Here is a 25,191-nt window from a genome sequence, read left to right as displayed (position 1 = left end):
CATTATCTAGGAATAAGTATAGTACCTTCTACACGGCTTGTGAATCATGATTTGTGCGGTTTTTTTTGAAAACACCGCATTTTGTCTGTTAGACGGTCTATTTATAATCCCAATCGCGCTAAAAAAAGCGGCCCCGCAACGGAGCCGCCTTAACTAGTGCTTAATTGCTTAATTGCTTGTAAGCGAATAATCGTCGAAGAAGAACGTACCGCGCATATCTTTGAAGTACGTATAAATGCGGACTTTGGCTGTATTGGCAGGAGCGGTATACGAGCCGTGTACGTTAGCCCAGCCGGATGTCGTTGTGCCGCTGTAGGTCGTGATCGTATTGTCGGCAAGCATCGAACCCGAGGCGTCGAGGAACTGCAATTTGAATTGAAGAGTGCTGCCATTGTTGGCGGTAATATTCACGTAGCCGTCAAAGGTATAGGATTTACCCGCAGTTGCGGATACGTCCTGATACCAGCCAAACCATGGACCGGTATCGCCGTTAATGCGGATGGATGAGGAACCCGAGCGGTAGGTGGACGTATTGCGGGATACGTAATAATCCTGCTCATAGGTCCAGGAAGCCGGCCGATTGCTGCCGTTATCCGTCTCGAAGCCGGCGTTTGCCAGCAGGTTGCCGCTGCCGCCCGCTGCCGCGTCCGTCGTTACGTTAAGCGTGGAGCTAGCCGCTGAGACATTCCCTGCCGCATCCTTCGCTTTTACAGTGAAGCTATACGACGTGCCTGCGGTCAACCCGGTTGCCTGATAGGTTGTCGCTCCTGTTGTTGACCCGATCAACGCTGCGCCTCGATAAATATCGTAGCCCGTAACGCCAACGTTGTCGGTCGATGCCGTCCAGGACAGGTTGACGGTGGTTTGGGTCTTCGAAGGCGAAGTTAAGCCGGTTGGCGCGGTAGGGGCCGTCGTATCGGCAGCAGCGTTTGTTGTCACATTAAGCGCGCTGCTGGCCGCCGAAACATTGCCTGCCGCATCCTTCGCTTTTACCGTGAAGGTGTACGACGTGCCTGCGGTCAACCCGGTTGCCTGATAAGCTGTCGCTCCTGTTGTTGAGCCAATCAGCGCCGCGCCTTGATAAACATCATAGCCGGCAACGCCAACATTGTCGGTTGAGGCCGTCCAGGATAAATCAACGGTTGTTGCGGTTTTCGCCGGCGATGTCAGATTGGTCGGAGACGTTGGCTCGGTTGTATCCGCAGGTCCAGTCCCTCCGCTCCCGTCAGTCAAGGAGAAATCGTCGAAATAAAGCGCGCCTCGCAGGTCCTTCATGTAAATGTAAACGCGGGCTTTAGCTGTGTTCGCAGGAGCGGTGCGGGTGCCGTTAATATTGACGAAGCCGGTGTTGGTTCCCGTATGCGTGTAAAGCAGGTTATCCTGCAAAACGGTATTCGAAGCATCCAGAAATCTGAGCCTGAATTCAATCGTGGTTCCGTTGTTCGCGGCTGCGTTGTAGTAGCCGTCGAAGGTATAAGCAGACCCTGCTGCCGCGGCGACGTCCTGATAGAAAGCAAGCCATGGACCGCTGTCGCCAGTCATCTTCATGGAAGCGGTGCCGCTGCGTTTGACTGCCGTATCGCGGTAGCAGAAGTAATCATTCTCGCAAATCCATTGATCCGGTTTGTTATTGCTGTTGCTCGTGTCAAAGCCCGGATTCTGCAGCTTGTTCACCGGAATCGGCGTTAGCGTCGTTACGCTGATCGTACCGCTTGCCGCGGACGTATTGTTTCTCGCGTCTCTTGCTTTCACGTAATAGGAATACGCGGTTGAAGGAGTCAAGCCCGTATCCGTGAAGGTTGTTGCGGTGCCGCTCACCGTTCCCGCAAGACTTCCGTTCCGGTAAATGTCATAGGCCGTCACTCCGACATTGTCTGTTGACGCTGACCACGATAAAGTAACCGAAATATCCAGCTTTGAAGGCGATGCCAGATTGGAAGGAGCCGAAGGAGCCGTTGTATCCGGCGGGTTTGTCGTTACGTTAAGCGCGCTGCTGGCCGCGGACTCGTTCCCCGCGTTATCCTTGGCTTTAACGGTGAAGGAGTAAGCGGTGTTTGCCGTCAGTCCTGTTGCCGTATACGTTGTTGCTCCTCCCGTCGAACCGAGCTTTGCCGAACCGCGATAGACATCGTAATCCGTCACGCGGACATTATCCGTCGACGGCGACCAAGAAAGCGTTACCGTTGTATCGGTTTTCGAAGGGGAAGTCAGGTTTGTTGGCGCTGCAGGGGCCGTTGTATCCGGCGCGTTGCAGCCTTCGCATTCGATTTTCACCGCGATATCGCGGCTGAAGGCCGGCACGTTATTCAAGACCAGATTGCCGCCGGCAGCCTGGACGCTGCTAGTAGTTCCGTAGGTTCCGGTGTACGTATTGTAGTAAGTGACGTTATAGTAGTTGTTCGGCATCGGAATGGTAAAGCTCATGCCGCTTACTGTTCTTGGACTCGATACGGTATGATTGGCTTGCGTATCATTAATCCACAGGTAAGCACGTGAATTGTCCTTGAAGCCGCCGATCTTCGTATTGTTGGACTGCAAGCCGTAATCGACAAACGGCATGTTGATCAGATGGTCCTCTTCCGGTTGAATGAAGTTCGCCAGCTGCGTGTAGATGGCTTTGAAATTCGCCGGCAGCGCAAAGCCGGTCTCAAACGTCCACCACAAGCTGCCTCCAGCCGCTCCCGCGCGGAATATCGGTCCCCACAGCGCATTATGCATATATTCGTCTATTGTGGAATCCGTCGTCTGGTCGGTATCCGCCTTCCCTACTTCCCCGATGAAAGCAGGTTTGCCGGGTGCAAGGGCGTGCAGATTGTCAATTTGCTGCTCCCATGCGTCCACGACGTTTGCGCTGGAATCGTATCGGTGTACATTCGTAGCGCTAAGCGTCGTTAAGGTCTCCCAAGATTGCTGGCCGGAACCGGCGTGGTCCTTCCAGGCAAAGCTTGTTGTTGTTGGATGGTGGTAGAAGTCCAGGCTCTTCCAGTAGTTATCCATCGTTGCATGCCAGCTTGCGCGGTTCGCTGCAGACGTATCCACGCGATTGTCGGACTCGTTCCAATACTCCAGCATGCCAAGCGCTCTGCTGTAACCGAAGCGGGCAAACATATACCGAAGCAGCTTCTTCTGATACGAGATGGCCGTCGGATTCGTCCAGAAGTCCGTATTGTTCTCCGAATACGTGGAAGGACCGCCATTCGCCTGGTTGTATGCGTTTACATTCCATTGGTAGTACATATCCCCGAAGCTGTTCATCGTCAGCATAATGTAAACGCCGTTAGCAGCCGCGGTGTCCAGCATTTGATCCATGCGGGCCTGATTATCCAGCTGGTACTTGCCAATGCCGGCGTAATTGATCGTCAGACCGGCTTCGTTAGCCGTAATGGGTCCCCATTCCGGAGCGAAGCTGCTCCACCAGCAGGAATACCAGACGCGCAGGAAGTTCATCTTGGCCGGCAGCAGATTCGGAATCTCTGTAGTAACCGCAGTCGAGTCCGATGTGTTGTTCCAGGCAAAGTTGGTGCCGAGCAGCGTCAGTTGGGAACCAAAGCTGTCAACGAACCGGTCGCCTTGCGCGGTCATGAACCCCCGGTTGCTGCCTGGTCCACCCGCCGTAAACGTATACGTCGACGAGGTTCCCGTTCCGTTGGCATCCGTGACGCTCAGCGTAACGCTATGTACGCCCGACTGCCGCGGGGAATAACGGATAGCCCAGTTCGGAGAGGAATTGGATTTATAGAAGCCCGGTACGGACTCCACGGTTCCCGAAGGAGTAGTAATCGTCGCGTTTACGCTCACTTCATCCGGGTTAAACGGATTAGTATACGTAGAGCTTAAATTAAAAGTCATTTCGTACTTGTCGTACATCGCTGGATTTGCGGTGTTCATCGTCACATTGCTGATAGTCGTTGCCGCGGCTGATGCCGGACGATTCGCAAGGGGCATGCTCCCAAGCACCAGCAGAAAGCTCATAAAGAGAATAAAAAATTGCTTGTTCCTTACTCCCATCGTGCGCATAAAGGTTCACTTCTCCTTCTCGAATAGGTTTGCTCATGAAGTGATTCTCGGTTGCTTATCATTAACCTCCCTTCAACGTTTGTGGTTCCCATTCTCAGCGATTGGGAGTGGAATCACAACCTAGCAAAACACAGATTTTCACCCCTTAAACAAGTGAAGCTAGGAAAATGAATCCACTATATGGGAGTAAAGGTTTGCAGCAGGAAAATGGAGCGGCAGAAAAGAATAACTTTTTTCGATCCGGCAGGAATGTTCCGGTCTAGAACGGGACATGCTAGTACTCAATGTCTTGTCTTGATAGCGAAAGAATGCTTTTGAAGAAAACATACTAGGAGGTTCTTTTATGATCGAAACCCCTCACATTACAGCCGCAAACGAGCTAAAAACGGATGAGGATATCCGGAAAGTGATGGCTTCCAAAGAGCCTGTTATCGTCTATCAGGACCGGATGCGCTTAAGACCGCCCCTTCCGATCATTGCCTACAACGACGATATGGTCAAAATAGAAGACGGGACGACCTTTCTCCGCAGCGTGACGCATTTCTATACATTAAGCGATGAAGAGAAAGTAAAGTATAAGATTAACGAACCAAAAGCATAAGAAAACAGCTGCCCAAGTAAGTTCTTGAGGCAGCTGTTTTTTATTGTTACCGGTTTTAGAAAATAGTCGGCACCATCCCTCCATCCATCCGGATAGGCGAACCCTTAAAGGCAGAAGCATCCGGGCTGCATACAAAAGCAGCCAGTCTGCCAATCTCGCTTGGCCTGATGAATCTCTGAATTTCCGATTGGGGAAGATTGGCGGCCATAAATCTCTTCTCTTTCTCCGCAAAAGGAATTGCTTCATCCGAATAGAGCTGGTCGATGATCCGATAAACGTTTTCGGAGAGCGTTGGCCCCGGTAAGATGGAGTTAACCGTCACTTCCGTTCCTGCGGTTAATTTGGACAAGCTTTTGGTTAACGATAACAGCATTGATTTGGTCATCGCATATTGCGGCATTTGGCCTGAGGGCATAAGCGCTTCTTCGCTTGCGATAAAGAGAATGCGGCCGTAGCCGTTGCTCAGCATTTTGGGCAAATAATATTTACATAGATCATTGGCTGCAAGCACATTCGTACGGAAATACCGCTCCCAGACTTCATGACCGACGTCTTCGTAAGCCATGATTTCGTAAATGCCCGCATTATTCACCACGATATCCACTTGGGGGAGCCTCTCGAATAGAGCTTCAAGCTGCTGCTTATTCGTTAGATCGGCTGCTGCACCTTGCGGAGAGGTCGCCGGGAATCGTGCTTTAATCTCCTCAACGATTCGATTGGTCTCTGCTTCGTCGCGGCCGTTAATCCACACATCGACGCCTTCCCTTGCCAGTTCTATAGCTATGGCTTTACCAATGCCTTTCGTTGATCCGGTCACTAACGCCGTTTTGTTCGATAATCGCATATCCATATTCTCTATCTCCTTTGTTGCTTGGGATAGAGATTATACTATCTTGTACGGAGCCGTTGGTAACTAGCTCTCCCCGCCAATTTTCTTGCTTAACGCGCCAATGGAACAGACTGGCTGTTTTGCTTGATCCGCCAATTCGCCGGCGTCTCCCCTTCCCATGACCGAAACGCCCGATAGAACGAATTCTGATCTTCATAACCCGTTAGAAAGGCCACCTCATGAATCTCGAGAGAAGGATCCTTTAAATAAGTCAAAGCCATTTCATGTCTGACATGCGACAAAATTTTCTTAAAGCTTGTCCCTTCTTCCGCAAGCCTGCGCTGAAGCGTACGTTCGCTCATGCCAAGATCCCTGGCGACGATCAGCATATCCGGACGACTGCCTGCCAGCCCGTGTTTTATTATTCTTTCGACGGTTAGTACGAAGGAATCGTTGCTTTGCCGTTCGTTCAACGTATGCTCGAGAGCGGGAGTCAAAATCTCGAGCATTTCTTCATTATACGAAAGAAAAGGAAGGTTCAAATCGCTTCTTTTTAACGTCAATCTGTTCGTATCCGCGCCAAATCGGACGGGGCAGCCGAAATAAGTCTCGAGCGTACCGGTATCCATTAAAGGAAATGAAAATTCAACAAGCTTAGCATGAATAAGCCGGCCTGTACCTCTGCGGCCAAGCTCCAGCAGAGTCGCTAGCGTAATCGCCGCCAGCATCGGCGGTCCGGGCTGCTGCGGGTCTGACCAGCTTAGTTGAATGCGGCAATCATCCCCCTCCTCCTTAATTTGAAGACTCTCGGGAGGACAAAGCTTTTTATATTTTCCCATGCGGTTTAAGGCATCGCGATAGTCGCGGGCATGGAATGTGGCTAACATAGAAGGCGGATATTGCGTAGTGTCAAATGCGGTTGAAAGCTTAACAACCGCTTCGGAAATATCGCCAACAAGCTCGGAATACGCCTGCCATATCGCAAAATACTCCGTGATCGTTACTCCTTCCGGCCTCTCGATTTGAGCTGGCATAAGTTGCGCCTTAGCCGTAATCTCCTGCATGGAAAAGCCTATTTCGCGCAATCCGTTCCAGAATCCCGGCGGGATTTTAATCCGGTCATGAGAGATCATGTTGTTTAACTCCTTCTTTCGGGATTCCATGTATTCATGATAAGTTTACATAATATATTTTCTGTAACTTATATTATCTCTAGATCCTTAAACATTCCCGTAAAATGATCAGATCCTATAATTTTCGGTTTCGGCTTGCAGCTTGATACACTCATTTCGTTGCATAAGAAATCGTTCCATATAAGAACGCAAAAAAAGGACGTCGGCTAAACTGCCAAGCGGCCCCAGCGGTGAAGTATAGTCGAATATATCCGTCATCAGCGTTCCGCCGTCACGGGATTCAAAACGATGCTCATGCTTGAACCGTTTAAAGGCGCCTTCGACCATTTCATCCACAAACCGGTATGGCCGCTCGTATTCCGAAATAACGGCCGTAAGCCGCTGGCGAACTCCGAAATGAACGGCTTCCCAGGTGACGGTCTCCCCGAGTTCGATTAACCCGCTTGTCCGGCCTTTCACCGCTCTTTCTTTCGTTTGAGAAGTGGACGACATGTGAAGCTCTATGCTGCGGGAAAGATCGAAGCAAACGTCGATTGGCGCTTCGATAAAAAGGGTTTGTACGATAACGGGCACAGGAGAACCTCCGATCTTACGCGAATGCCAATTTCTTTTCCATAATAAAGTCGTCCATCACATAGCCATTGCCAATGTCCGCAACTTGCTCCCTCACGCTGATGAAGCCTTTTTTCTCATAAACCGCGATACTGGATGCATTATCCCGGTTAACCGTCAGCCAAATATGGCTTAATCCGCGTTCTATGCACAGCTGCTCGATAAACTGCATCGCTTGACTGGCATAGCCTTGGCCGCGATGCTCCTTGGATACGTAAAATTTGCTTAAGAACAGCTTCCCGTTGTCTGCTCGAAAAGACAAATAACCAGCGGCAGTGCCGTCTTGTTGCTGCAGCAGGCAATATTCATAGCCCTGATTCTCAATCTGGCCGGTTATCGCGGACACGGATTGAAATTTCTCAATCATATAATCAATCTGCTCGATTGTAATGATGGATACGTAGTGCTCGCGCCAGATTTGCTCCGCCAAGCGGGCAACCTCGGCGATTTGTTCCGCTGTATGGACCTTCCTAATATCTATCTTCATCCGGGGTACCTCCCTATTCCGATTTATAGTTCCATTTTACCTTATCCCTTCTTTAAATTCATGCGTTCTCGTTCGCGAACAATAAAAAAGCCAGCCATTATCGAAAATGGCTGGCTTCCCGCCAATCTAACGGATATCCGGCAGCGTATCCTTGAATCGGGACCAGTCTTCCAGCATCTCGGCTTCGGTTAAGAGACATGCGTCCAGTGTTTCGTTTATGGATTCCCGGTCCATCTTTATGCCGATAAATACGACTTTATTGATACGGTCGCCATACTCAGGAGACCAGCCGTCACGTACCTCCGGATACTCCCGAAGGTACATGTCCTGTTCCGCTTGCGGCAGCGCGGCGATCCAATAACCGGACGGACCAAATTGAATAGAAGGACCGGCTTGGCTAATCGTTTGGCCGATATTGTTTCTCGAAGCGACCCACATGACTCCTTTGGCCCGCACGACATCTTCCGGCCAGTTTTTCAGCCATTTCTTCAACCTTCCGGGATGAAAAGGTTTAACGCGCTCGTAGACGAAGGAAGAGATACCGTACTCCTCCGTTTCCGGCGTATGCTCCGGCTTTGACAGCTCCTTCACCCAGCCCGCAGACTGACTGGCTTCATCGAAGTCGAATAAGCCTGTATTTAATATCTCCGCCGGATTCACTTGCCCGTTAACGGTTCGGATCAGCTTGGCGCGTGGCTGGAGCTTTCTTAACACGCCTTCCAATTCAACCCGTTCATCCTCTTCGATCATGTCGCATTTGTTAAGCAGCAATACATCGCAGAATTCAATCTGGTCGATAAGCAGGTCAACGACTTCGCGCGTATCCTCGTCTCCCACAGCCTGACTCCGGGCGAGCAGCGACTCCCCTGAGGAAAAATCATGCCAGAACCGGTTCGCATCCACAACCGTTACCATACAATCAAGCTGACAGAAACGGGATAAATCGATTCCTTGTTCTTCATCGATATAGGTAAAGGTTTGAGCCACGGGGACAGGCTCGCCTACGCCGGTAGACTCGATTAATATGTAGTCGAATCGCCCATCCAAAGCCAATCGTTCCACTTCGAGAAGCAAATCCTCCCGAAGCGTGCAGCAGATACAGCCGTTCGACATTTCCACCAGCTTCTCATCGGCACGGGAAAGGCCGCCTCCTTCTTTAATAAGTCTCGCATCTATATTTACTTCGCTTAAATCGTTTACTATAACGGCAACCTTCATGCCTTGCCGGTTATTCAGAACAAGATTGAGAACCGTCGTTTTGCCGGCGCCTAAATAGCCGCTTAGAACGGTTACGGGTATTTTTCTCATAACGTCATCTCCATTTACGTAATTATTACGATTTATTGCGGTAGAAAAAGCCGGGCTTCATCCCAGCGTATCTACCCTTGCATCGTCGAATTATTTGTTGAGCGCTGCCTTTAATGCCTCAAGATTATGGGTCATGATGCCGATGTAGTCCAGGTTATTCCGGATGTCTTCCGCGGTCAGCCCTTCAAGCGGGTTAAGCACAGCCGTTTCCGCGCCTATCTCGTCTGCCACAACTTGAGCGACTTTCGGATCAACCAGCGTTTCGAAGAAAATCGTCCGAACCTGATGCTCCTTCGCGAACTCAACAACCTCCGCCATCTCATCCGGGGAAGGCTCCTGCTCCGGCGATAATCCGGAAATCGGAACTTGGGTGAGTCCGTATTGCTTTGCCAGATAACCAAATGCCGCATGTTGGGTAACAAATTCTTTATGCTTGGCGTTTGATAAGGCTTCCTTGAAAGCATGATCCAGCTCTTGCAGCTTCGCGATATATTGATCCGCGTTCTTCTCGTAATCCTCTTTATTGCCGGGATCCGCCTGTTCCAACGCAGCCTGGATTGCTCTTACCTCTTGCTGCGCAAGTACCGGATCCAGCCAAACATGGGGATCCAGGTGCGACTCTTCCTCATGAGAATGCTCTTCCTTTTCCCCATGCTCATGCTCTTCTCCCTCCATCAAAGAGATGCCTTTGCTCGCCTCAACGACTACACGCTGCTCGCTCGCCGCGCTGGATAACGCGCTATCGACCCAGCCTTCCACGATGCCGTTATAGACGAATACATCCGCGTCTTTAATGGCAGCCATGTCTTTAGCGCTTGGTTCCCAGTCGTGCGGCTCGGCTCCGGAAGGAATCAAGGCAACAACCTCCGCATGGTCGCCCGCAACCTGCTTGCTGAATTCATACATGGGGTAAAAGGTTGTGACCACCTTCAGCATGCTTTCCGTACTTGCTGCCTCTTTTGCTTGATTGCCGCAACCGGTCAGGATGAAAGACAATCCTGCTCCCAGCACGATCGATTTTTTCAACCAGGATTTCATAATATAAAGAACCTCCAAATTTGATTTATAATTGACCGCGGGATACGGGCAATTCCGGACTCGCAACCTTGCTGGATCTCTTGGATCCAAGCGCAAGCAGCTTTTTCAAGCTCAAACCTGCCACTAAAAAGATTAAAAGAACAAAAGCAATGGTGCCTCCGGGAGGCGTACTTAACTCGTAGGAAGCGGTTAATCCCGTAAACGTCCCGGTTAAGCCGATTCCCATCGATACAAGTATCGCCGTGGTGAAGCTTGACGAGATTCGCACCGACAGAGCTGCCGGCAATATAATAAGTGCGGACACGAGCAGTACGCCTACAATCGGCATGGCTGCGGCTACGATCATGCCCGTAACTATGCTGAATCCAAGGGAAATCCACTGAACGGGTATTCCGCTCGTTCTGGCGGATTCTTCATCGAAGGAAACTATATAGAGCGGTCTTCGCAGCAGGAAGAAAAACAAAGCGCCAATAAGCGCGGCTGCGAGCATAATCATCAGCTCCATCCGGTTGACGGCAACTACGGAACCAAACAAATAAGAGGAGAAGCTTTTGTTAACCGTCTTATTTATGGTCATCAGGATGACGGACAAAGAGAGACCTCCAACCATAATAATGGCTACGGAAAGCTCGCTATACGTTTTGTAGGATTTACGGACGTATTCCACCGCAATTGCGCCGATAACGGCTACGATAAAACCCGACAGGGACGGATTGATCCCAAGGTATGTACCTGCAGCAACCCCCGCGAGCGATACATGCGAAAGCATATCGGCCATTAAGGCCTGCCTTCTCAGGAGCAAATATACGCCTAGCACCGAAGCCATTAACGCAATGATTCCGCCGGCGAAAAATGCCCGCTGCATGAAGTCGTAGTGCAGCATTTCCAGCCCCCCTCCTCCCTTCTCTCGAGCGATATGATCCGGTCCAGCATGCCGTCCAGCTCGGTCAGGTTATGGGTCACCATAACGACCGTCTTGCCATATTGATCGATCTGCTCCCGCATTAGCCGGTAGAAATCTTTCCGGCTTTCTTTGTCCATGCCGGTTGTCGGCTCATCGAGAACAAACAAATCAGGAGACATAGCCAGCGCCCTGGCGATGCAAATTCGCTGCTTCTGCCCGCCGGACAGCTCTCCGATCCGGCGGTTGCGCAGTTCCCATATGCCCATGCTCCGCATCGCTTCATCCGCGGCTTGTTTAGCCTTAGGACTTAAGCCTCTAAGCCAATTCCGGCTTTGCGAGTAAAGGCCGGAGCGTACAAATTCGGTCACTTGACTAGGGAACCCGCTGTTAAAGGCAGCTATTTGCTGCGGGACGTAAGCCACAACAAGCTTGTCGCCGTTAGCATTCGTCGAGGATAGATTCACCTCCCCCTGCCAAGGATAAAGCAGCTGCAGAGCAAGCTTTAGCAAGGTGGATTTGGAAGCACCGTTCTGACCGGTAACCGCAATGAATTCTCCCGAGTGAACCTCGATGTTCGCCTTTTCGAGACAAGGTACATCCCCGTACCCAAAGGTCACATCTTGGAGTGAGGCAAGCAGCAACATAATCATCCTTTCGTTTATATAATTGCAAAGTCGCATTTCGTAATGATTACGATTAATAGCTAAATAAAAAGTCCAACAGCTTGTGTTGAACGTAATCATTACGTATAAGCAACAATAACAGAACTTTTCTTAATCGTCAATATTACGATTAAGAAAAGTCCTGTCGCATAGCCTGCTTAGGTTGTCAAAAGCGGTCGATCTTGCAAATAGCGCTCCATATAAGGGCTATATCCTTCGGTAATCTCCTGAATAATGATTTTCGACAGGAGCTGACTGTATACGGTCCCGTTATCGCCGTAAGCAAGCAGGAAATAGCTATTCGGGTATTCCTCGTACTTCCCTATAATCGGGAGACCGTCCACCATCCCGCCGTAAAAGGCCGCACACGAATAAGCAGACTCAACGGGAATGTCAGGAAATCTGAGGTTAAACTCCTGAAGCAGCAAAGACGTTTTATGAATCAGTTTACTGTTCCTATCGTCGGGATAGATCGTGTTTTCATCGAGACCGCCTATAATTACGCGATCGTCTGCCGTCGTGCGGATATAGATATAAGGACGCGCCGTCTCCCATAGCAGCGTCCGATTATGCCAAGTTGAGAAATCGGTTACTGGCTGCGTAGTTACTGTATAGGTACTAACGAAGGAAGCCTGCTTTTCTTTGCGAATGTCCATATTGTCGTATCCCGCCGCAAAAATGACATAGCGCGCTTGTACGTTATATCCGTTTTTAGTGGAAATCATCATCCGTTGAAGCCCTCTGTCATAGTGATGTCCGTTCATTTCGGATTGCTCATACACCATGACTCCCCGATTCGCGGCATATTGGAATAACGCATGAGTGAATTTATACGGATTCAATTCTCCGTCCCGGTAGGAGTAGATAGCCGCTTCCCTGCTAAAAGGATAATGGGCCTCAATTTTGTCCTTTAACCAGAAGTCCACTTCCGCTCCATGCCGCTTAATGAACTCGTATTCGCTCCGCAATCGATCGACATCCTCGGGACAGCTGGCTGAATATAGCGTGTCGCGACGTCGGAATTCACAATCCGTTTCCACTAGCAAGGAGGCTGCTTCGATGTCGTCAATGGCTTGTTTCAGCAGCTTGATATGGTCAGCGATATATGATTCTCCGAACGTATGGGCAAGCGAGGTAAACATCTTTTCCCCGGAATATTGAATGATGGCCGTATTGGTGCTTGTGCTGCCCCCGCCAATCCTCCCCTTTTCCAGCACAACCGTCTTTAATCCCTGCTCAGCCAAATAATAAGCGCATTGTGCCGCCGAGCTTCCTCCCCCAATAATCGCAACATCGCATTCCGTGTCTGCTTGAAGCGAAGGGTATGCCGGGGCATCCGGCAAGGTTGTTGGCCAATAATATGTACCAGACTGTAAATTCATCACGTTCCCCCTGTATCGGCTAGAATGGAAATTATTATGCCCGGAAATTCCGTTCTTAACAGATAAAGAGCCACAAATGAGCGGCTCCTTATTGATGGAATCCATATGCGTATGGATAGGAATGATTCTTTTCCGGAAAACTAATTTATCCAAAAAACGATAAGCAGGTGTAACCAATGGATAAGTTAAACCAAAGACTTGATCAGAAAAATGCCGCCGTTATCGTCGTTGACGTCCAGAATGATTATTGCCATCCCAAAGGCGCCATCGCCAAAACCGGGATTGACGTAAGCGCCGCGGGCGAGATGATACCCGATTTGCAAGCACTGCTGGACGCTGCCCGGGAGCATGGCATCCCTGTCATCTTCCTGCAAACCAATCACGAGAAGGCGACGGATTCCGAGGTTTGGGTATCTCGCTTCGAGGATGGCGTTAATCCGATTTGCCATACCGGCAGCTGGGGTGCCGATTTTTTTGTTGTCTCACCCAAAGAGACGGACATCATTGTTAAAAAGCACCGTTACAGCGGCTTTATCCATACCCGCCTGGAAACGGTTCTGCAGACCTTAAAAATTGAAACTCTTATTATGACGGGAGTAAGCACTAATCTTTGCGTCGAATCGACCGCAAGGGACGGCTTTATGAGGGACTATCATATCATCCTCATGAAAGATGCATGCGCAGCCTTTTCTCAGGAAGAGCATGATATGACGGTTAAGACGGTTGATGCTTATTTCGGCATGGCCGCGAGTACAAACGACGTGATTGATTACTGGAAACAGCACGCCGGCCGCATACCCCAACTGCAAACTTAAAGATTCACGGGCAATCGGATGGTCGCCATGGCGTCCTTCTTCTGTTCGTCGTTCACGTGGGTGTAGATCATCGTTGTTTCGATTGAGGCATGTCCAAGCAGCTCCTTGACTACACGGATATCTACCCCATTCTTCAGCAAGATGGTGGCAAACGTATGGCGCAGCTTATGGCAGGAGAGCTTTTTATTCGCCGCATTGGGATTTACGCTTTTGAATGCCTCAAAGGTTTGACCGGCAATCTTCTGAATTTGCCGGATCGACAGTCTTCTCCCCTTTTGCGAGACGAAGAAAGCATCCTCCTGCTCCTTGTATGGCGTTAGGCGGTCCTGCGCGACTTCGGCAAGGATGGCTGCCAGCTCTTCCGGCACCGGAATTTCATTCCACTTCCGTCCCTTGCCAAATACCTCGATGGTCCCTCTCACCGGGTTAAAATCGCTCCGGTTCAACCGGTGAACCTCGCCAACCCGGAGGCCGCAATAGCTCATCAGCAGAAATATGGCCAAATTGCGCGCACGGTATCTCCCTTCAATGCAGGACAAGCTGGCTGCCAGCTCGTCTTCTTCCAGATAAACCGGCTTCTTGTTCTTCTCGGTCTTCGATTTCTTCACTTCCATTGCGGGATTGCGTACGGCCAACTCGAAATCGATTAACGCCGTATAGAAAGATCGGATTGCCGATAAGGTCCGGTTCCTCGCACGGTCCCCCGCCCCGCGCTGCTTCGATACAAGAAACGAAATGACATGCATCTTCCCGGCTTGCTCGGCGGCTGCCCCTTCGAGAGATTCCAAATAGGCATAGGCCTCCCTCATATATTCTTTTTGCGTGGTATCCGTGTATCCGGCTTGCTTCATCCAGATGCGAAAGGCCTGCGTCAGCTTCCCGTACAAATCTTCCAATTCATGCTGCCTTTTCAACGCGCATTCCCCTATCTTGTGTATAAAAAAATGGCTCTCAAGCGAAAGTACGCAAAACTCTGATTTTGCGCACTTTATTATAGCACATATCTGGCTTAAAATTGCCGCAGCAGGACCGAAAAGCATGAAAAAAGCAGCCCCTGGCACCCAGGGACTGCTCTAACGATTATATTGTCTTCCTTATTGTCACTTATTCGCCATCCATATATAACGAAGACTCGTAGATCATCTCGCCAAGCGTTTGGGGCTGAGCCGATTGATCCTTCAAGGGTTGGTTAAGCTTCATGGTCAATTTATCCAAGATATAAACAAACAGCTCTTTTATTCTCATTAATAATACCTCCCATTCATTCGGTTCATATTCCCCATCTGTCGGTCTGGAGCCATATTCGTAATAAAAATCCAGAGATGCAGCGTTCGGAAGGTCGGATAGTCCAAGGACATTACGATCCGGGCAACGGTTAGTAAGATCTGCTCTCAATGACTATCGCCTCCTTGGTTTCTTGTATCATGGCCTCAGTATAACAAGAATATCATCGGATCAAATCTGTAAAAAGTCATGAACGGCTGGTTATAGAATCATGTCATTTAATCGGGGGTCATGAACGAAGTCATGTTCCCCCTGCCAAAAGTCATTTAGTTAACATAATATATATTATGTTATGATGGATGCCAAAAAAAGCAGCCGCAATAAATGCGACTGCTCTATGTTTAGCTAGTGCCCGCCAAAGCTTTGTTGTTCCATCTCCGCATTCGGATCAAGCTTGCTGCGGCCCATGAAGAACGAAACAATCAAAGCGAGCACGGCCGGAATAATTGCCCATGCGAACGTACCCACGATTGAATCGGCCAAGGAGTGGACGATTTTGTCCAGTACTTCAGGCGGAATCTGATCGCGCGCTTCCGGTGCAAGAATTTCGCGAGGATCCTTGAATTGCATGCCGCCTTCCGGAGCGGCTTGGCCTCCAGCCGCAAACGTATCGGTCATTTTGCTTGTAAACAGATTGCTTTGCACAATCCCGTAGATCGTGATGCCGATTGTCATACCAAGCGAACGAATAAAGTTAAGCGTCGAGCTTGCTGTCCCCCGCTGTCTGGCAGGCAAGCCATGGATGGCCGTATTTCCGAGTACCGAGAAGGAAGCGCCGATGCCAAGACCAATCAGAATCATGTAGATTGTCACAATCAACCGGGAAGAATCGGCCGTAAGGGTGGTAGTCAGAATCGAGCCGACAACCAGGATAATAAACGTGGCCACCATAATATTGCGGTACGGCATCTTGGTCATCAGGAAACCGCCTGATGTAGCGGTAACTACCGTGCCAAGCATCATCGGCAGCAGCACGAGTCCGGAGTTGGTTGCCGAACCGCCGAGTACCCCTTGTATAAAGATCGGGATAAATACGGAAGCGACGATAAACGCTGCCCCGCTGAATAAGGCGCTTAATATACTGGTGGAATACAGCCGGTTTTTAAAGAGCGCGTACGAGATGATCGGCTCTTTAACCTTTGTCTCAACGAACAGAAAAGTAACCAGCAGTATGGCGAATCCGGCAAACATGCCAAGAATCTGAACGGAATCCCATGCATAGGTTTTGCCGCCAAGCTCCAAAGCGAACATCAGGCACACAATAGCGCCGATAAGAGTTGCCGCACCGTACCAGTCGATTGGCTGCTTCGAATGCTCCATCGATTCTTTGTAGAAGAAGCCAATCATGCACAGCGCGATAATGCCTAGCGGGAGGTTGATGTAAAATACCCATTCCCAGGCAAAGTTGTCGGTAATATAAGCGCCGATCAAAGGGCCGAAGATAGAGGACATTCCGAACACGGCGCCGAACATGCCGCCCATTTTGCCCCGGCTTTCCAAGGGCACCGCGTCAAACATAATCGTGAAGGCAACAGGCATCATAGCCCCTGCCCCAATCCCTTGAACCGCGCGGAATAGAGCGAGCTCGGTAATCGAACCGGCGGTTCCGCACAATACGGAGCCGGCCATAAACATGATGATGCCGAAAAGGAAGAACCTCTTCCTGCCATACATGTCGGACAGCTTGCCGAAGATCGGCATCCCTGCCATTTCCGCCACCATATAAGCGGATGTCACCCATACGAACTTGTCGAGTCCGCCTAGTTCGGCAACGATATTCCCCATCGCCGTAGCGACGATCGTATTGTCCATCGACGCCATTAGAATACTAAGCAACAGACCAGCGATAACAAGCCCAACGTTGCTTTTTTTGTTTGCTGCCAATTTACACGCAACCTTTCTTTCGTAACATTAGTCCTTTTCAGCGGTTTAAAACAATGTTCTGCTAAACCTGAATTCCGACAAAAAATAATGGCCTGCATCTTCAAATACGTTAGCTCTCCGCCCCTAAATCAACGGTTCGTCCGCAATTTCCAGGATGATATAGGGTTTGGCGCACTGTTTCCTACGTATGACATCGTAACATAACATTGTTTCGTTGCATAGTCCAGAATTTTGGATTCCGGATTCTAATGATTCCCTCCTTGCCAATCGAATCACGCTTTCTTCAAGGAAATGGAAAATCGTACATTCATATATTAAAGAACGGGTGTTCCCCTGTCAATTCTTATTTTATTCGTCCGTCAAATTTATTGTTAATTACATAACTTATATTATGTTAACTAAAAATGCCCCAAGGAGATTTCCTCCCTGGGGCAAAAGTCTGTTACGCTTTGACCGGCTCAAACGTTTTGACAACCTCGTACATTCCCGGCTCGAATGTTGCTATCTTTAATGCTTCCTGCAAATACGGAAGCGGCTTTGGATCATCCCGCATTGCCTGGTAGTCCTCCAGGCTTCTCCATTGCGCATACATCGTTACTTTCTTGCCGTCCGTGCTCCTGTGCAAGCTGGACGAAATGAATCCGTCCGCATACCGGACAGAAACGTCCGTTGCGCTTGTAAGAAGCTCGACCAGACGATCCTGATTCTCGGGTTCAACGGTAAATACGTTGATAAAAGTTAAAACCGGATGATCGGCGGAAATATGAGTCATGCTGCACACTCCTTTTATTTTCTTCAATAATATTTGCGAATCCCCTCACGTTCATTCAACGTCTTGCTTCTGTTCAAACTCGTCATACATGCGAGTAACCTGCGGATTCAGCTCTTTTGCTTCAAAGTCGGTAGATACGCTCAGCTTCTCCCATCGTTTGGTTTCAGCCAGCTTGCCGGCATCCACTGCGTTTGCAATGGCGACAGCATCGCTGCCGAGCAAGAGACGAAGCGGCGGATTTTCTTCATTTGCAATGGCTAGGATGGCTTGCGCGGCTTTGTCCGGGTCTCCGTTCTCCTTCCCGGTTACATCGCGCAGATGCTTCAGCAGACCGCCTACCGTTTCTTGGTATTCGCCGCGCGGTTCGATATGCTGCATGGAGGATCCCGCCCAATCGGTACGGAAGCCGCCCGGTTCGATCAACGTAACTTTGAGCCCAAGAGGAGCAACCTCTTTCGCCAATACCTCGGAAAAGCCTTCAACTGCCCATTTTGACATCTGGTAAGGTCCAAGGCCAGGCGCGCCGGAGCGTCCTCCGATAGACGAGAACTGAACGATATGCCCGTGCCCCTGTTCCCGCAATAACGGAAGCGCGGCTTTCGTAACGTTCACGACCCCCCAGAGATTGGTTTCCGTTTGTGCCCGGAAATCCTCCATCGGCGTTTCTTCAATGGAGGAGACATTGCCGTATCCTGCGTTATTCACAAGAACATCCAATCGTCCGAACGCTTCGAACGCCTCTTGAACAGCTGCCTCCGCCTGCTCGTAGTTCGTAACGTCCAGGGGAACAAGTCGAACCTGGCTGCCGTAACGCTCTTTCAGATCGGCCAATTGCTCCGTTCTGCGCGCGGTTGCGATCAGCCGATCTCCGTTTGCCAATACGGCTTCCGCCAGACTGCGGCCGAAACCGCGGGAGCTTCCTGTAATGAACCATACTTTAGACATATAAAAGTACCTCCTGATTGTTTTAGATTTAACTTGGAACATTCATTCCACCGTTAGTATAGTCCCGTTGATGTTTAAATGCAATAGTTTTCGGAATGTTTATTCCAACCATATTTATACATATGCCAAAATCCCTTAAATCACAACGTACTTCGGCTATTTAAGAGGCCTTTCCCTTTATCCATTCCTCCTCTGGCTTTTATTAACCTAAGAACAAAACAAACAAACTTCTTAAACGTTTTCGGAATACATATTCCAATATGAACAAAAATAAAAACAGCCCTTGGATTCAAATCGATCCGCAAGGCTGCCGCTAGACTAAAATGGCTTTCCATGACGCTTCCAAAATCTGTTGAACCTGAACATCGTCCAAAGGATATTTATCTATGTAATAACCTTTAAGTATGGACGAAATGATTCCGTGAATAAGCTGGTGGCACAGATGCGAGTCCATCTCCTTGATAATCCCCTGCTTCTGCCCCTCCACGATCAAGGAAAGAACGATCTCGCTGGACTGACGGGCATCCTCCATGTTGCGCAGCTCGGGCGAAATATAGGGGGAAAACGAAAAACTGTCGATAAACAAAAATTCCTTCGGATAACGGATCCCGAATTTTAATCGGTTCAACTGCAAGCACTTAAACCGCTCGTATAAGCTTGCTTCCGGATTATAGTCTTGAAGCAGGTATTCTCCCATAAGAAGGCGTGCTTCTCTATACACCGCATTAACTAACTCTTCTTTGTTTGCGAAATAATTATAGATCGTTCCCGCTCCGACGTTTGCGCGCTTGAATAGCTTGGCGAACGTGACGGACTGAAGTCCCTCTTCATGGATCAAGTCGAGAGTAGCCTCCATAATATCCTGCTTTTTGCTCATGTGTCCCACCTCTTGCAATAACATTAGTATGTTTCCGAGTATGGTGTCAAGGATACGGCTTCATCCAAGAGTAACAATGGAAAATTAGGGCATAATATTTTTTGACCTTATACCTTAGAGGAGCATGGCTAATATGGATGCAATAGATGAAGTAAGAGCCCACTTTTCAACCTACCCGGATTACGTAAACCAGCAGTTGCAAATTGCGTCTGATACCTTTACCATTACCGGCTTAAAATCATTGATAAACTTCCCGCAAACGGTATATATGGTTCGAGATTCGCTGCTTACGGCATCCCTTAAACGTCTGGAGCTAGTCGATGTATTTGCTGGGCTTGGCCAGATCATGCCGGCCGAATCTAATCGATTAATTTCAGAAATTACGGACGGTATGCTTGTTGCCGTACATCATGTCTCCGGCCAGTATGTCAGTATATACCCTATTCCGCAACCGAACAGCAGATCAATCGCGATGCCGATTATGGAAAACAACGTAGGCGGCTCCAACAGCGCGTTTAATGAGAACCTGGAATCCAACATTACTCTGCTTCGTTCCCATTTGAATACGAAGGACCTCCAATTAAGGACCTATACATTCGGCATTCATGTGAAGACAAGGGTGATTTTATGTTATTTGGAATCCTGTACCGATACGGAGCTGCTAAATTCGCTCACAGAGAAGCTTGAATCCGGACAAGCTAAGGATGTTTCCAACATTCAAGACCTTTCCTCGATTTTAGGATTTTCGAAGTTTTCAATGATTACCCGTTACATGACCTATGAGCTGCCTCAAAACGCTGCAAAAGCATTAAAAGACGGCAAAGCTGTTTTATTTCAGGAGAGGCTTCCGTTTTCCATTGTATTACCCAATTTGATTACGGATTTATTTATTACGGAAGACGACAGGAACCATCCGCCGGTTTATACTTGGCTGCTTCGAGTCCTCCGTCTAATTGGAATATTAACGACATTAATTGTGCCTGGATTATACGTAGCGCTCGTATCGGTGAACCCCGATGTATTACGATTTGAGCTAGCCCATTCCATTGCGCGAAGCCGGCTTGACGTCCCCTACCCCGCCATTGTTGAGGCTCTGCTTCTATTAATCATAATGGAATTGATTATGGAGGCTATTATTAGACTCCCTTCCAGCATAGGACCCACGGTGACGATGGTTGGTGGCATTGTTCTTGGACAAGCAGCGGTTGATGCCAAGTTGGTAAGCAATCTGCTTATCATCGTAATTGCGGCCGCAACCATTGCGAATGCTGCCGTAGTGGGATTTCGGAATTCCTATTCGATTCGCGTATTTAAATATTTGCTGCTGTTCTTGTCAGCGTTCCTCGGAGTTCTTGGTTTATTATCGGGGCTTGTCATTTTATGTGCTTACTTCGCTGGCATTCGTACACTTGATGTTCCCTATTTACAATTTAGACGCTCAAAAGGAGAATGACATGTCAAAAAGTCTGCAAGTTTCCTCGACCTATATCATCATGCATATGGGGCTGATTTTTTTCTTGTATCCTTTGGATGTGATTGAATGCGCGAATGAAGCACATTGGATACCGGTACTTGCCGGTTATTTGTTTCATATTCTAATGATTTATATCTACCTCAAGGGTTTAAGTTATTTCAAAGGCGAGAGTATTGTAAATATACTGATGAAAAAGAATAGATGGTTGGCTTGGTTAGCATTACTGCCTATGCTGATCTATTTGATGTGGATTATCGTATTATGCATTCGGTCATTGGCTGAGGTTATTTCAATCGCCTTTTTATCCAACACGCCTCTATGGATTCTTATGCTTCTCATGCTTGCCATTTCCGGTTATATGACCATTCACGGGAAAATTGGAGGCCTGTTAAGATTATCGGTTCTATTTATCGTACTGTTTATCGGACCGATGTTTTTTGTTCTAGTCTCTTCTTTCCAGAATGTCGATTGGCATTATTTATTTCCGATATGGCCAGCGACCAACGCGTTGACTTTTCTCAGTCATCCTTCTTTCTACAAAAGCTTGTTTGCTTACACGGGCGGCTTCCTAATGCTTGGATTTCTGCCTCCTAAAGCGGCTTTCACACCAAAGTCCATATTTTGGTCAAGCCTCTTGCTCCTGCCCATTTATCTCGTTTCCGTCTACATTCCTGTACTTAAGCTGGGCGAAGAAACGGCTCGTCGGCTGCAGTTTCCATATATTTTTGCGGTAGACACGGTTGAAATAAACTGGCTGATGTTTGAGAGGATCAATGTCTTCTTATTGCTTTCGATTGTTGCTTTCTGCATGTTGTTTGTAGCAGTTACAATCTGGCAAGTTATTTGCATCTTCCAACAGAGCATAAAGAACATCAGCTCCAATATCCTGATTCCAACCATTATCTTCATCACGTTTATCACCTGCCTAACGATTCCGGATTGGAAAGAAGTCGACAGCTTCTTCCAATGGAATACGGGCTTGCGGCTGTACGTTGCCATTACAACGCCAAGCCTTCTTCTATGCCTCGGTTTGTTGCATGCGAGGAAGATGAGGTTAAGGTTGAAGAGCTCATGAAGGTTCGGATAATGATTAGTCTTATTGTCATTGGATTACTCGGCGGATGTTGGGATAATAAGGATATTAACCACCGGGCACTACCGATCGCGATGGGAATCTCCTATGAACAAGGCAGTTATGAGATCTATCTGGACATCCCTAAGGTCAGCGAGAGCGACCAGGGCATTCAAGTAATTAAGGCCAAGGGCTCTTCCATAAGCTCGGCGTTTGATCAGATCTCCATGAACATGGAAAGTCAGGTCGATTTGCTCCATCTGAAGGTCATTCTTGTCAATAAAGCATTCGCAATTCACGGATTAAATGAAGTAACAGCCAGTTTCATCCGATCCCGTCACGTTTCTCCGAAAACCGTCATTTCCATTTGCGATGAACCGCTTGATCAATTTTTCAAAAAGATTAACCTGCTTAATAACGGTGACGGAAAGGAAATCTACGACTTTTTCCAGAAAAACGCCGGTTGGAATCCTGAAATTGCCTATACGCCGCTGTGGAAAGTATTCAGAAGCATCCACTCGTATACCAATGACGTTGTTCTGCCAATTATCGAATCGGGCGAGACAACCGCTATCCAAAGCAAGGGAGCGGGAATTATTAAGAACGGAAGAATGGTAGGCCGGTTGAATAATGATCAAACCCTGTTGTACAACGTCTTTGACGGGAATAGTCTGGATGGAAAGATTGAAGTTATGGGCAAAGCTACCGTTCAAATAGCAAGCACCCGGATCCATCATGAAAGTAAGTTTGTCGACAATCAGCCTGTATTAAACAGCCGGCTTATACTGAGGGTCATTATCCTGGACGTCATTGGTGAGCCTTCGATGGAAGTTATCAAGACGGAACTGCAAAGTCTACTGCAACGCATATTGAATCAAATTTTCAAAAAAATTCAAAGCGTAAACGCGGATATCTTTGGTATCGGCCAGCATTTCCGGGATGATCTGCCCCGAACGGAATTGGCGAAGTGGCGCACCAAATATCTGCCCGAGGCCAAAATCAATCTCGAAGTGAAAACAACCATCAGAAATACGGGCAATCTTAAACTGCACTAAGTTTTACGGTTTGAATTCCGTAAGGCTTTCTGCCAACTGGTTTATCGTCGCATCCGTATAGTAGTATCGAGAACTTTGAGCGTTTCCTCAATGGATAAACGGATATATTCCAGGATCGTGTCGAGGCTATAGATTTCCAGATCGTCCGGGGAAAAGGGCTCTTCGATATGGAAGTCGCCGATAAGCTGGTTCGCAATATCCGGTATGTACTCCGGATATAAGCCGTCGATCAGGACGTTGTCAATGACGGGGACTTCCATGGGAGGAGATAATGGATATTCTCGTAACAATAATTTGTTTAATCTTCTAAAATCACGGTAGCCTTTGTCTATCGCGGCTTGCCTCTCCTCTTCCGGAAGAGACTTGATCAAATTCAGGTACATCGTTTCGTACCAGATGTGATCGGCTACTAGATGGCTTAAATAACCGACATAAAAGGAATCGTCAAAGTTGTCCTTGTATTTCTGGGCGAAAAACTCGTAATCCGTCCTCTTCTTGCCCTCCTTATCGATACGAACAAAATGAGTGACCGATTTAGGCGCGTAAACGGGATGGGTTAAGTCGGGAGCGAGACCTCCCAGATGAATTCGGGCTTCTGGCGAACTATAAATCCTTTTATTGACTTCTGATGTAATACAATAATGCATCATGCGGGATCCCATTTGCATCCACTCCTCTTTATCCATGATTGGTATTAAAAAAGCCTCTAACACGAAATGGTTAGAGGCTTCTGTGATGTCGTATATTAACTCAGGATTTTGTCTCCGGTGATCAACGTATCCGCCCGTTCGTGAATGGACAGCTTAGCCCCGATTGCGCGAAAGCTGCCAATCACGTCTTCATAGCCGCGTTCGATATGCTCAACGCCCGTAATGTTGGTGCTTCCCTCCGCGGCGAGGCCCGCCAGCAGCAGGCATGTACCGGCGCGCACATCCGTTGCGTGCACCCAACCGCCTTGCAGCGGGATTCCGCCTCTGATAAACGCGCTTTCCTTCCGCAGCTCAATCTCTGCGCCAAGCCGCCTTAACTGCGGGACGTGAGCGAACCGCATCGGGTAGACGCGCTCCGTGATGATGCTCTTGCCTTTCGCCTGCAGCAGAAGAGCCGTCATGGGCTGCTGCAGGTCCGTCGCGAAGCCGGGATACATGCCTGTCCGAATGCGCGTCGCTCTTAACGAACCGGAGCTATACGCCGTAATATGGTTCTCGCCGCATTCGATTTCCAGCCCTATTTCTTGCAGCTTGGACAGACAGGACCCCAGATGTTCGGGGATCACATCCTCCACGGTAACCTGTCCGCCGTTCATTCCGGCAGCCATCAGAAAAGCTCCGGCAATCAAACGATCGGGAATAACCGTATGTCTTCCCCCATTCAAATAAGACACGCCTTCAATGCGGATCCGGTTCGTTCCCGCACCGTAGATTTTCGCGCCAAGCCGATTCAGGAAAGCCGCCGTATCCACAACCTCCGGATCTACGGCCGCGTTATGAAGAATCGTGCGGCCTTTCGCCCGGGAAGCTGCGAGTATCGCGTTAATCGTTGCGCCGGATGTGACCATATCGAAGTAGATGTCCGCGCCTTTGAGCTCCGCGCCTTCCACAACGTAATAATCCTGGAACATGTGAACCTGGGCGCCAAGCGCTTGGAACACCTTAATATGCTGATCAATCGGCCTGGAGACGAAATTATCGCCTCCGGGGAATCCGATCGTTACTCGTCCAAATTTAGCCAGCAGGGCACCCGCAAAATAATACGATGCCCGGTAGCTCGAGGACTTGCCCGGATCGATCACGGCACTGTGAATCCAGCGCGGGTCAAGGATCATTAGCCCTCCCTCTTGCTTCAGCTCCATGCCGATATCCTGGCTTATTCCTTCAATCATTCTTATATCGTCGATGAGGGGAATACCCTCGAGCATGACAATATCATCCGCCAAACATGCTGCGGCAAGCAGCGCCAGAGAACTGTTTTTCGCTCCAGGAATATGTACTTTTCCGTTAAGGGGTCCTGAATACTCTGTCTGTATATATTTCATGAAGG

The 25,191-nt window shown here is 48.8% G+C and carries 23 protein-coding genes; 5 read left to right on the top strand and 18 right to left on the bottom strand.

Annotated features, from left to right (window positions below; genetic code table 11):
- Window positions 1–168: 168 nt before the first annotated feature.
- Entirely contained in the window at window positions 169–4,017 is a 3,849-nt protein-coding gene (locus FHT67_RS30715; RefSeq protein WP_481856730.1) for a fibronectin type III domain-containing protein, read from the bottom strand.
- Window positions 4,018–4,360: 343 nt separating this feature from the next.
- Between FHT67_RS30715 and FHT67_RS25715 the strand changes: the two genes are divergently transcribed.
- Window positions 4,361–4,618 (top strand): hypothetical protein, encoded by a 258-nt coding sequence (locus FHT67_RS25715; RefSeq protein ID WP_132309474.1) that lies wholly within the window; start codon window positions 4,361–4,363, stop codon window positions 4,616–4,618.
- Between the two features lie 55 nt (window positions 4,619–4,673).
- Here the strand turns inward: FHT67_RS25715 and FHT67_RS25710 are convergent, their stop codons facing one another.
- From FHT67_RS25710 to FHT67_RS25670, 9 genes are all read right to left on the bottom strand, one after another.
- A complete protein-coding gene (locus tag FHT67_RS25710) occupies window positions 4,674–5,468 on the bottom strand; it encodes an SDR family NAD(P)-dependent oxidoreductase (protein ID WP_167201763.1) in 795 nt (264 codons plus the stop codon).
- Window positions 5,469–5,557: 89 nt separating this feature from the next.
- Window positions 5,558–6,580 carry an AraC family transcriptional regulator gene (locus tag FHT67_RS25705; protein ID WP_167201762.1) on the bottom strand — a complete coding sequence of 341 codons (1,023 nt, stop codon included), beginning with the start codon at window positions 6,578–6,580 and terminating at the stop codon, window positions 5,558–5,560.
- A 108-nt stretch (window positions 6,581–6,688) separates the two neighbouring features.
- On the bottom strand, window positions 6,689–7,153 hold the full coding sequence (locus tag FHT67_RS25700; RefSeq protein ID WP_167201761.1) for an SRPBCC family protein: 465 nt from the start codon (window positions 7,151–7,153) through the stop codon (window positions 6,689–6,691).
- A gap of 16 nt (window positions 7,154–7,169) precedes the next feature.
- Window positions 7,170–7,679, bottom strand: coding sequence for a GNAT family N-acetyltransferase (locus FHT67_RS25695; RefSeq protein ID WP_167201760.1), 510 nt, complete (start codon window positions 7,677–7,679; stop codon window positions 7,170–7,172).
- Window positions 7,680–7,805: 126 nt separating this feature from the next.
- Window positions 7,806–8,987 (bottom strand): GTP-binding protein, encoded by a 1,182-nt coding sequence (locus FHT67_RS25690; RefSeq protein ID WP_167201759.1) that lies wholly within the window; start codon window positions 8,985–8,987, stop codon window positions 7,806–7,808.
- A gap of 90 nt (window positions 8,988–9,077) precedes the next feature.
- Entirely contained in the window at window positions 9,078–10,025 is a 948-nt protein-coding gene (locus FHT67_RS25685) for a metal ABC transporter substrate-binding protein (protein WP_167201758.1), read from the bottom strand.
- A 25-nt stretch (window positions 10,026–10,050) separates the two neighbouring features.
- On the bottom strand, window positions 10,051–10,914 hold the full coding sequence (locus FHT67_RS25680; RefSeq protein WP_167201873.1) for a metal ABC transporter permease: 864 nt from the start codon (window positions 10,912–10,914) through the stop codon (window positions 10,051–10,053).
- Window positions 10,851–11,570 (bottom strand): metal ABC transporter ATP-binding protein, encoded by a 720-nt coding sequence (locus tag FHT67_RS25675; protein WP_167201874.1) that lies wholly within the window; start codon window positions 11,568–11,570, stop codon window positions 10,851–10,853. Before FHT67_RS25675 ends, FHT67_RS25680 begins: the two co-directional genes overlap by 64 nt.
- A 179-nt stretch (window positions 11,571–11,749) precedes the next feature.
- The gene (locus tag FHT67_RS25670) at window positions 11,750–12,973 is read right to left on the bottom strand and encodes an NAD(P)/FAD-dependent oxidoreductase (RefSeq protein WP_167201757.1); all 1,224 of its coding nucleotides are present in this window, start codon (window positions 12,971–12,973) and stop codon (window positions 11,750–11,752) included.
- Window positions 12,974–13,149: 176 nt separating this feature from the next.
- Here FHT67_RS25670 and FHT67_RS25665 point away from each other — a divergent pair, with 176 nt between their 5' ends.
- On the top strand, window positions 13,150–13,788 hold the full coding sequence (locus tag FHT67_RS25665) for a cysteine hydrolase family protein (RefSeq protein ID WP_167201756.1): 639 nt from the start codon (window positions 13,150–13,152) through the stop codon (window positions 13,786–13,788).
- On the opposite strand, the gene FHT67_RS25660 is transcribed toward FHT67_RS25665, so the two are convergent.
- The 6 genes from FHT67_RS25660 to FHT67_RS25635 all read right to left on the bottom strand — a co-directional run bounded on the left by FHT67_RS25660 (window position 13,785) and on the right by FHT67_RS25635 (window position 19,550).
- Window positions 13,785–14,702: a tyrosine-type recombinase/integrase gene (locus tag FHT67_RS25660; RefSeq protein ID WP_167201755.1), complete on the bottom strand. Its 918-nt coding sequence runs from the start codon at window positions 14,700–14,702 to the stop codon at window positions 13,785–13,787. The genes FHT67_RS25665 and FHT67_RS25660 overlap by 4 nt on opposite strands.
- Window positions 14,703–14,892: 190 nt before the next feature.
- Window positions 14,893–15,033, bottom strand: a complete 141-nt coding sequence (locus tag FHT67_RS25655) for a hypothetical protein (protein ID WP_165930728.1) — start codon at window positions 15,031–15,033, stop codon at window positions 14,893–14,895.
- Between the two features lie 384 nt (window positions 15,034–15,417).
- Entirely contained in the window at window positions 15,418–16,956 is a 1,539-nt protein-coding gene (locus tag FHT67_RS25650) for an MDR family MFS transporter (RefSeq protein WP_167201754.1), read from the bottom strand.
- A 442-nt stretch (window positions 16,957–17,398) separates the two neighbouring features.
- Complete coding sequence (locus tag FHT67_RS25645; RefSeq protein WP_132309449.1) at window positions 17,399–17,728, bottom strand: antibiotic biosynthesis monooxygenase family protein; 330 nt, start codon at window positions 17,726–17,728, stop codon at window positions 17,399–17,401.
- Between the two features lie 51 nt (window positions 17,729–17,779).
- A complete protein-coding gene (locus FHT67_RS25640) occupies window positions 17,780–18,673 on the bottom strand; it encodes an oxidoreductase (RefSeq protein WP_167201753.1) in 894 nt (297 codons plus the stop codon).
- Window positions 18,674–18,986: 313 nt separating this feature from the next.
- Window positions 18,987–19,550 carry a TetR/AcrR family transcriptional regulator gene (locus FHT67_RS25635; protein WP_132309445.1) on the bottom strand — a complete coding sequence of 188 codons (564 nt, stop codon included), beginning with the start codon at window positions 19,548–19,550 and terminating at the stop codon, window positions 18,987–18,989.
- A 133-nt stretch (window positions 19,551–19,683) separates the two neighbouring features.
- Here FHT67_RS25635 and FHT67_RS25630 point away from each other — a divergent pair, with 133 nt between their 5' ends.
- Genes FHT67_RS25630 through FHT67_RS25620 form a run of 3 tightly spaced genes read left to right on the top strand, consistent with a single transcriptional unit; the run spans window position 19,684 to window position 23,151 of the window.
- Window positions 19,684–21,003, top strand: a complete 1,320-nt coding sequence (locus tag FHT67_RS25630; protein ID WP_167201752.1) for a spore germination protein — start codon at window positions 19,684–19,686, stop codon at window positions 21,001–21,003.
- Entirely contained in the window at window positions 20,933–22,099 is a 1,167-nt protein-coding gene (locus FHT67_RS25625; protein ID WP_167201751.1) for a GerAB/ArcD/ProY family transporter, read from the top strand. Before FHT67_RS25630 ends, FHT67_RS25625 begins: the two co-directional genes overlap by 71 nt.
- A complete protein-coding gene (locus FHT67_RS25620; RefSeq protein WP_132309439.1) occupies window positions 22,096–23,151 on the top strand; it encodes a Ger(x)C family spore germination protein in 1,056 nt (351 codons plus the stop codon). Before FHT67_RS25625 ends, FHT67_RS25620 begins: the two co-directional genes overlap by 4 nt.
- Before the next feature lie 41 nt (window positions 23,152–23,192).
- On the opposite strand, the gene FHT67_RS25615 is transcribed toward FHT67_RS25620, so the two are convergent.
- Both FHT67_RS25615 and murA read right to left on the bottom strand, forming a co-directional pair.
- Window positions 23,193–23,813, bottom strand: coding sequence for a hypothetical protein (locus FHT67_RS25615; RefSeq protein ID WP_167201750.1), 621 nt, complete (start codon window positions 23,811–23,813; stop codon window positions 23,193–23,195).
- Between the two features lie 83 nt (window positions 23,814–23,896).
- Window positions 23,897–25,186 (bottom strand): UDP-N-acetylglucosamine 1-carboxyvinyltransferase, encoded by a 1,290-nt coding sequence (murA, locus tag FHT67_RS25610; RefSeq protein ID WP_167201749.1) that lies wholly within the window; start codon window positions 25,184–25,186, stop codon window positions 23,897–23,899.
- Window positions 25,187–25,191: the final 5 nt, after the last annotated feature.

Source organism: Paenibacillus sp. BK720 (genome assembly GCF_011761545.1).
In the GTDB taxonomy this organism is placed as follows: domain Bacteria; phylum Bacillota; class Bacilli; order Paenibacillales; family Paenibacillaceae; genus Pristimantibacillus.
The sequence above is the reverse complement of the archived record's forward strand: the minus strand, read 5'-3'. Positions and strand labels throughout refer to the sequence as shown.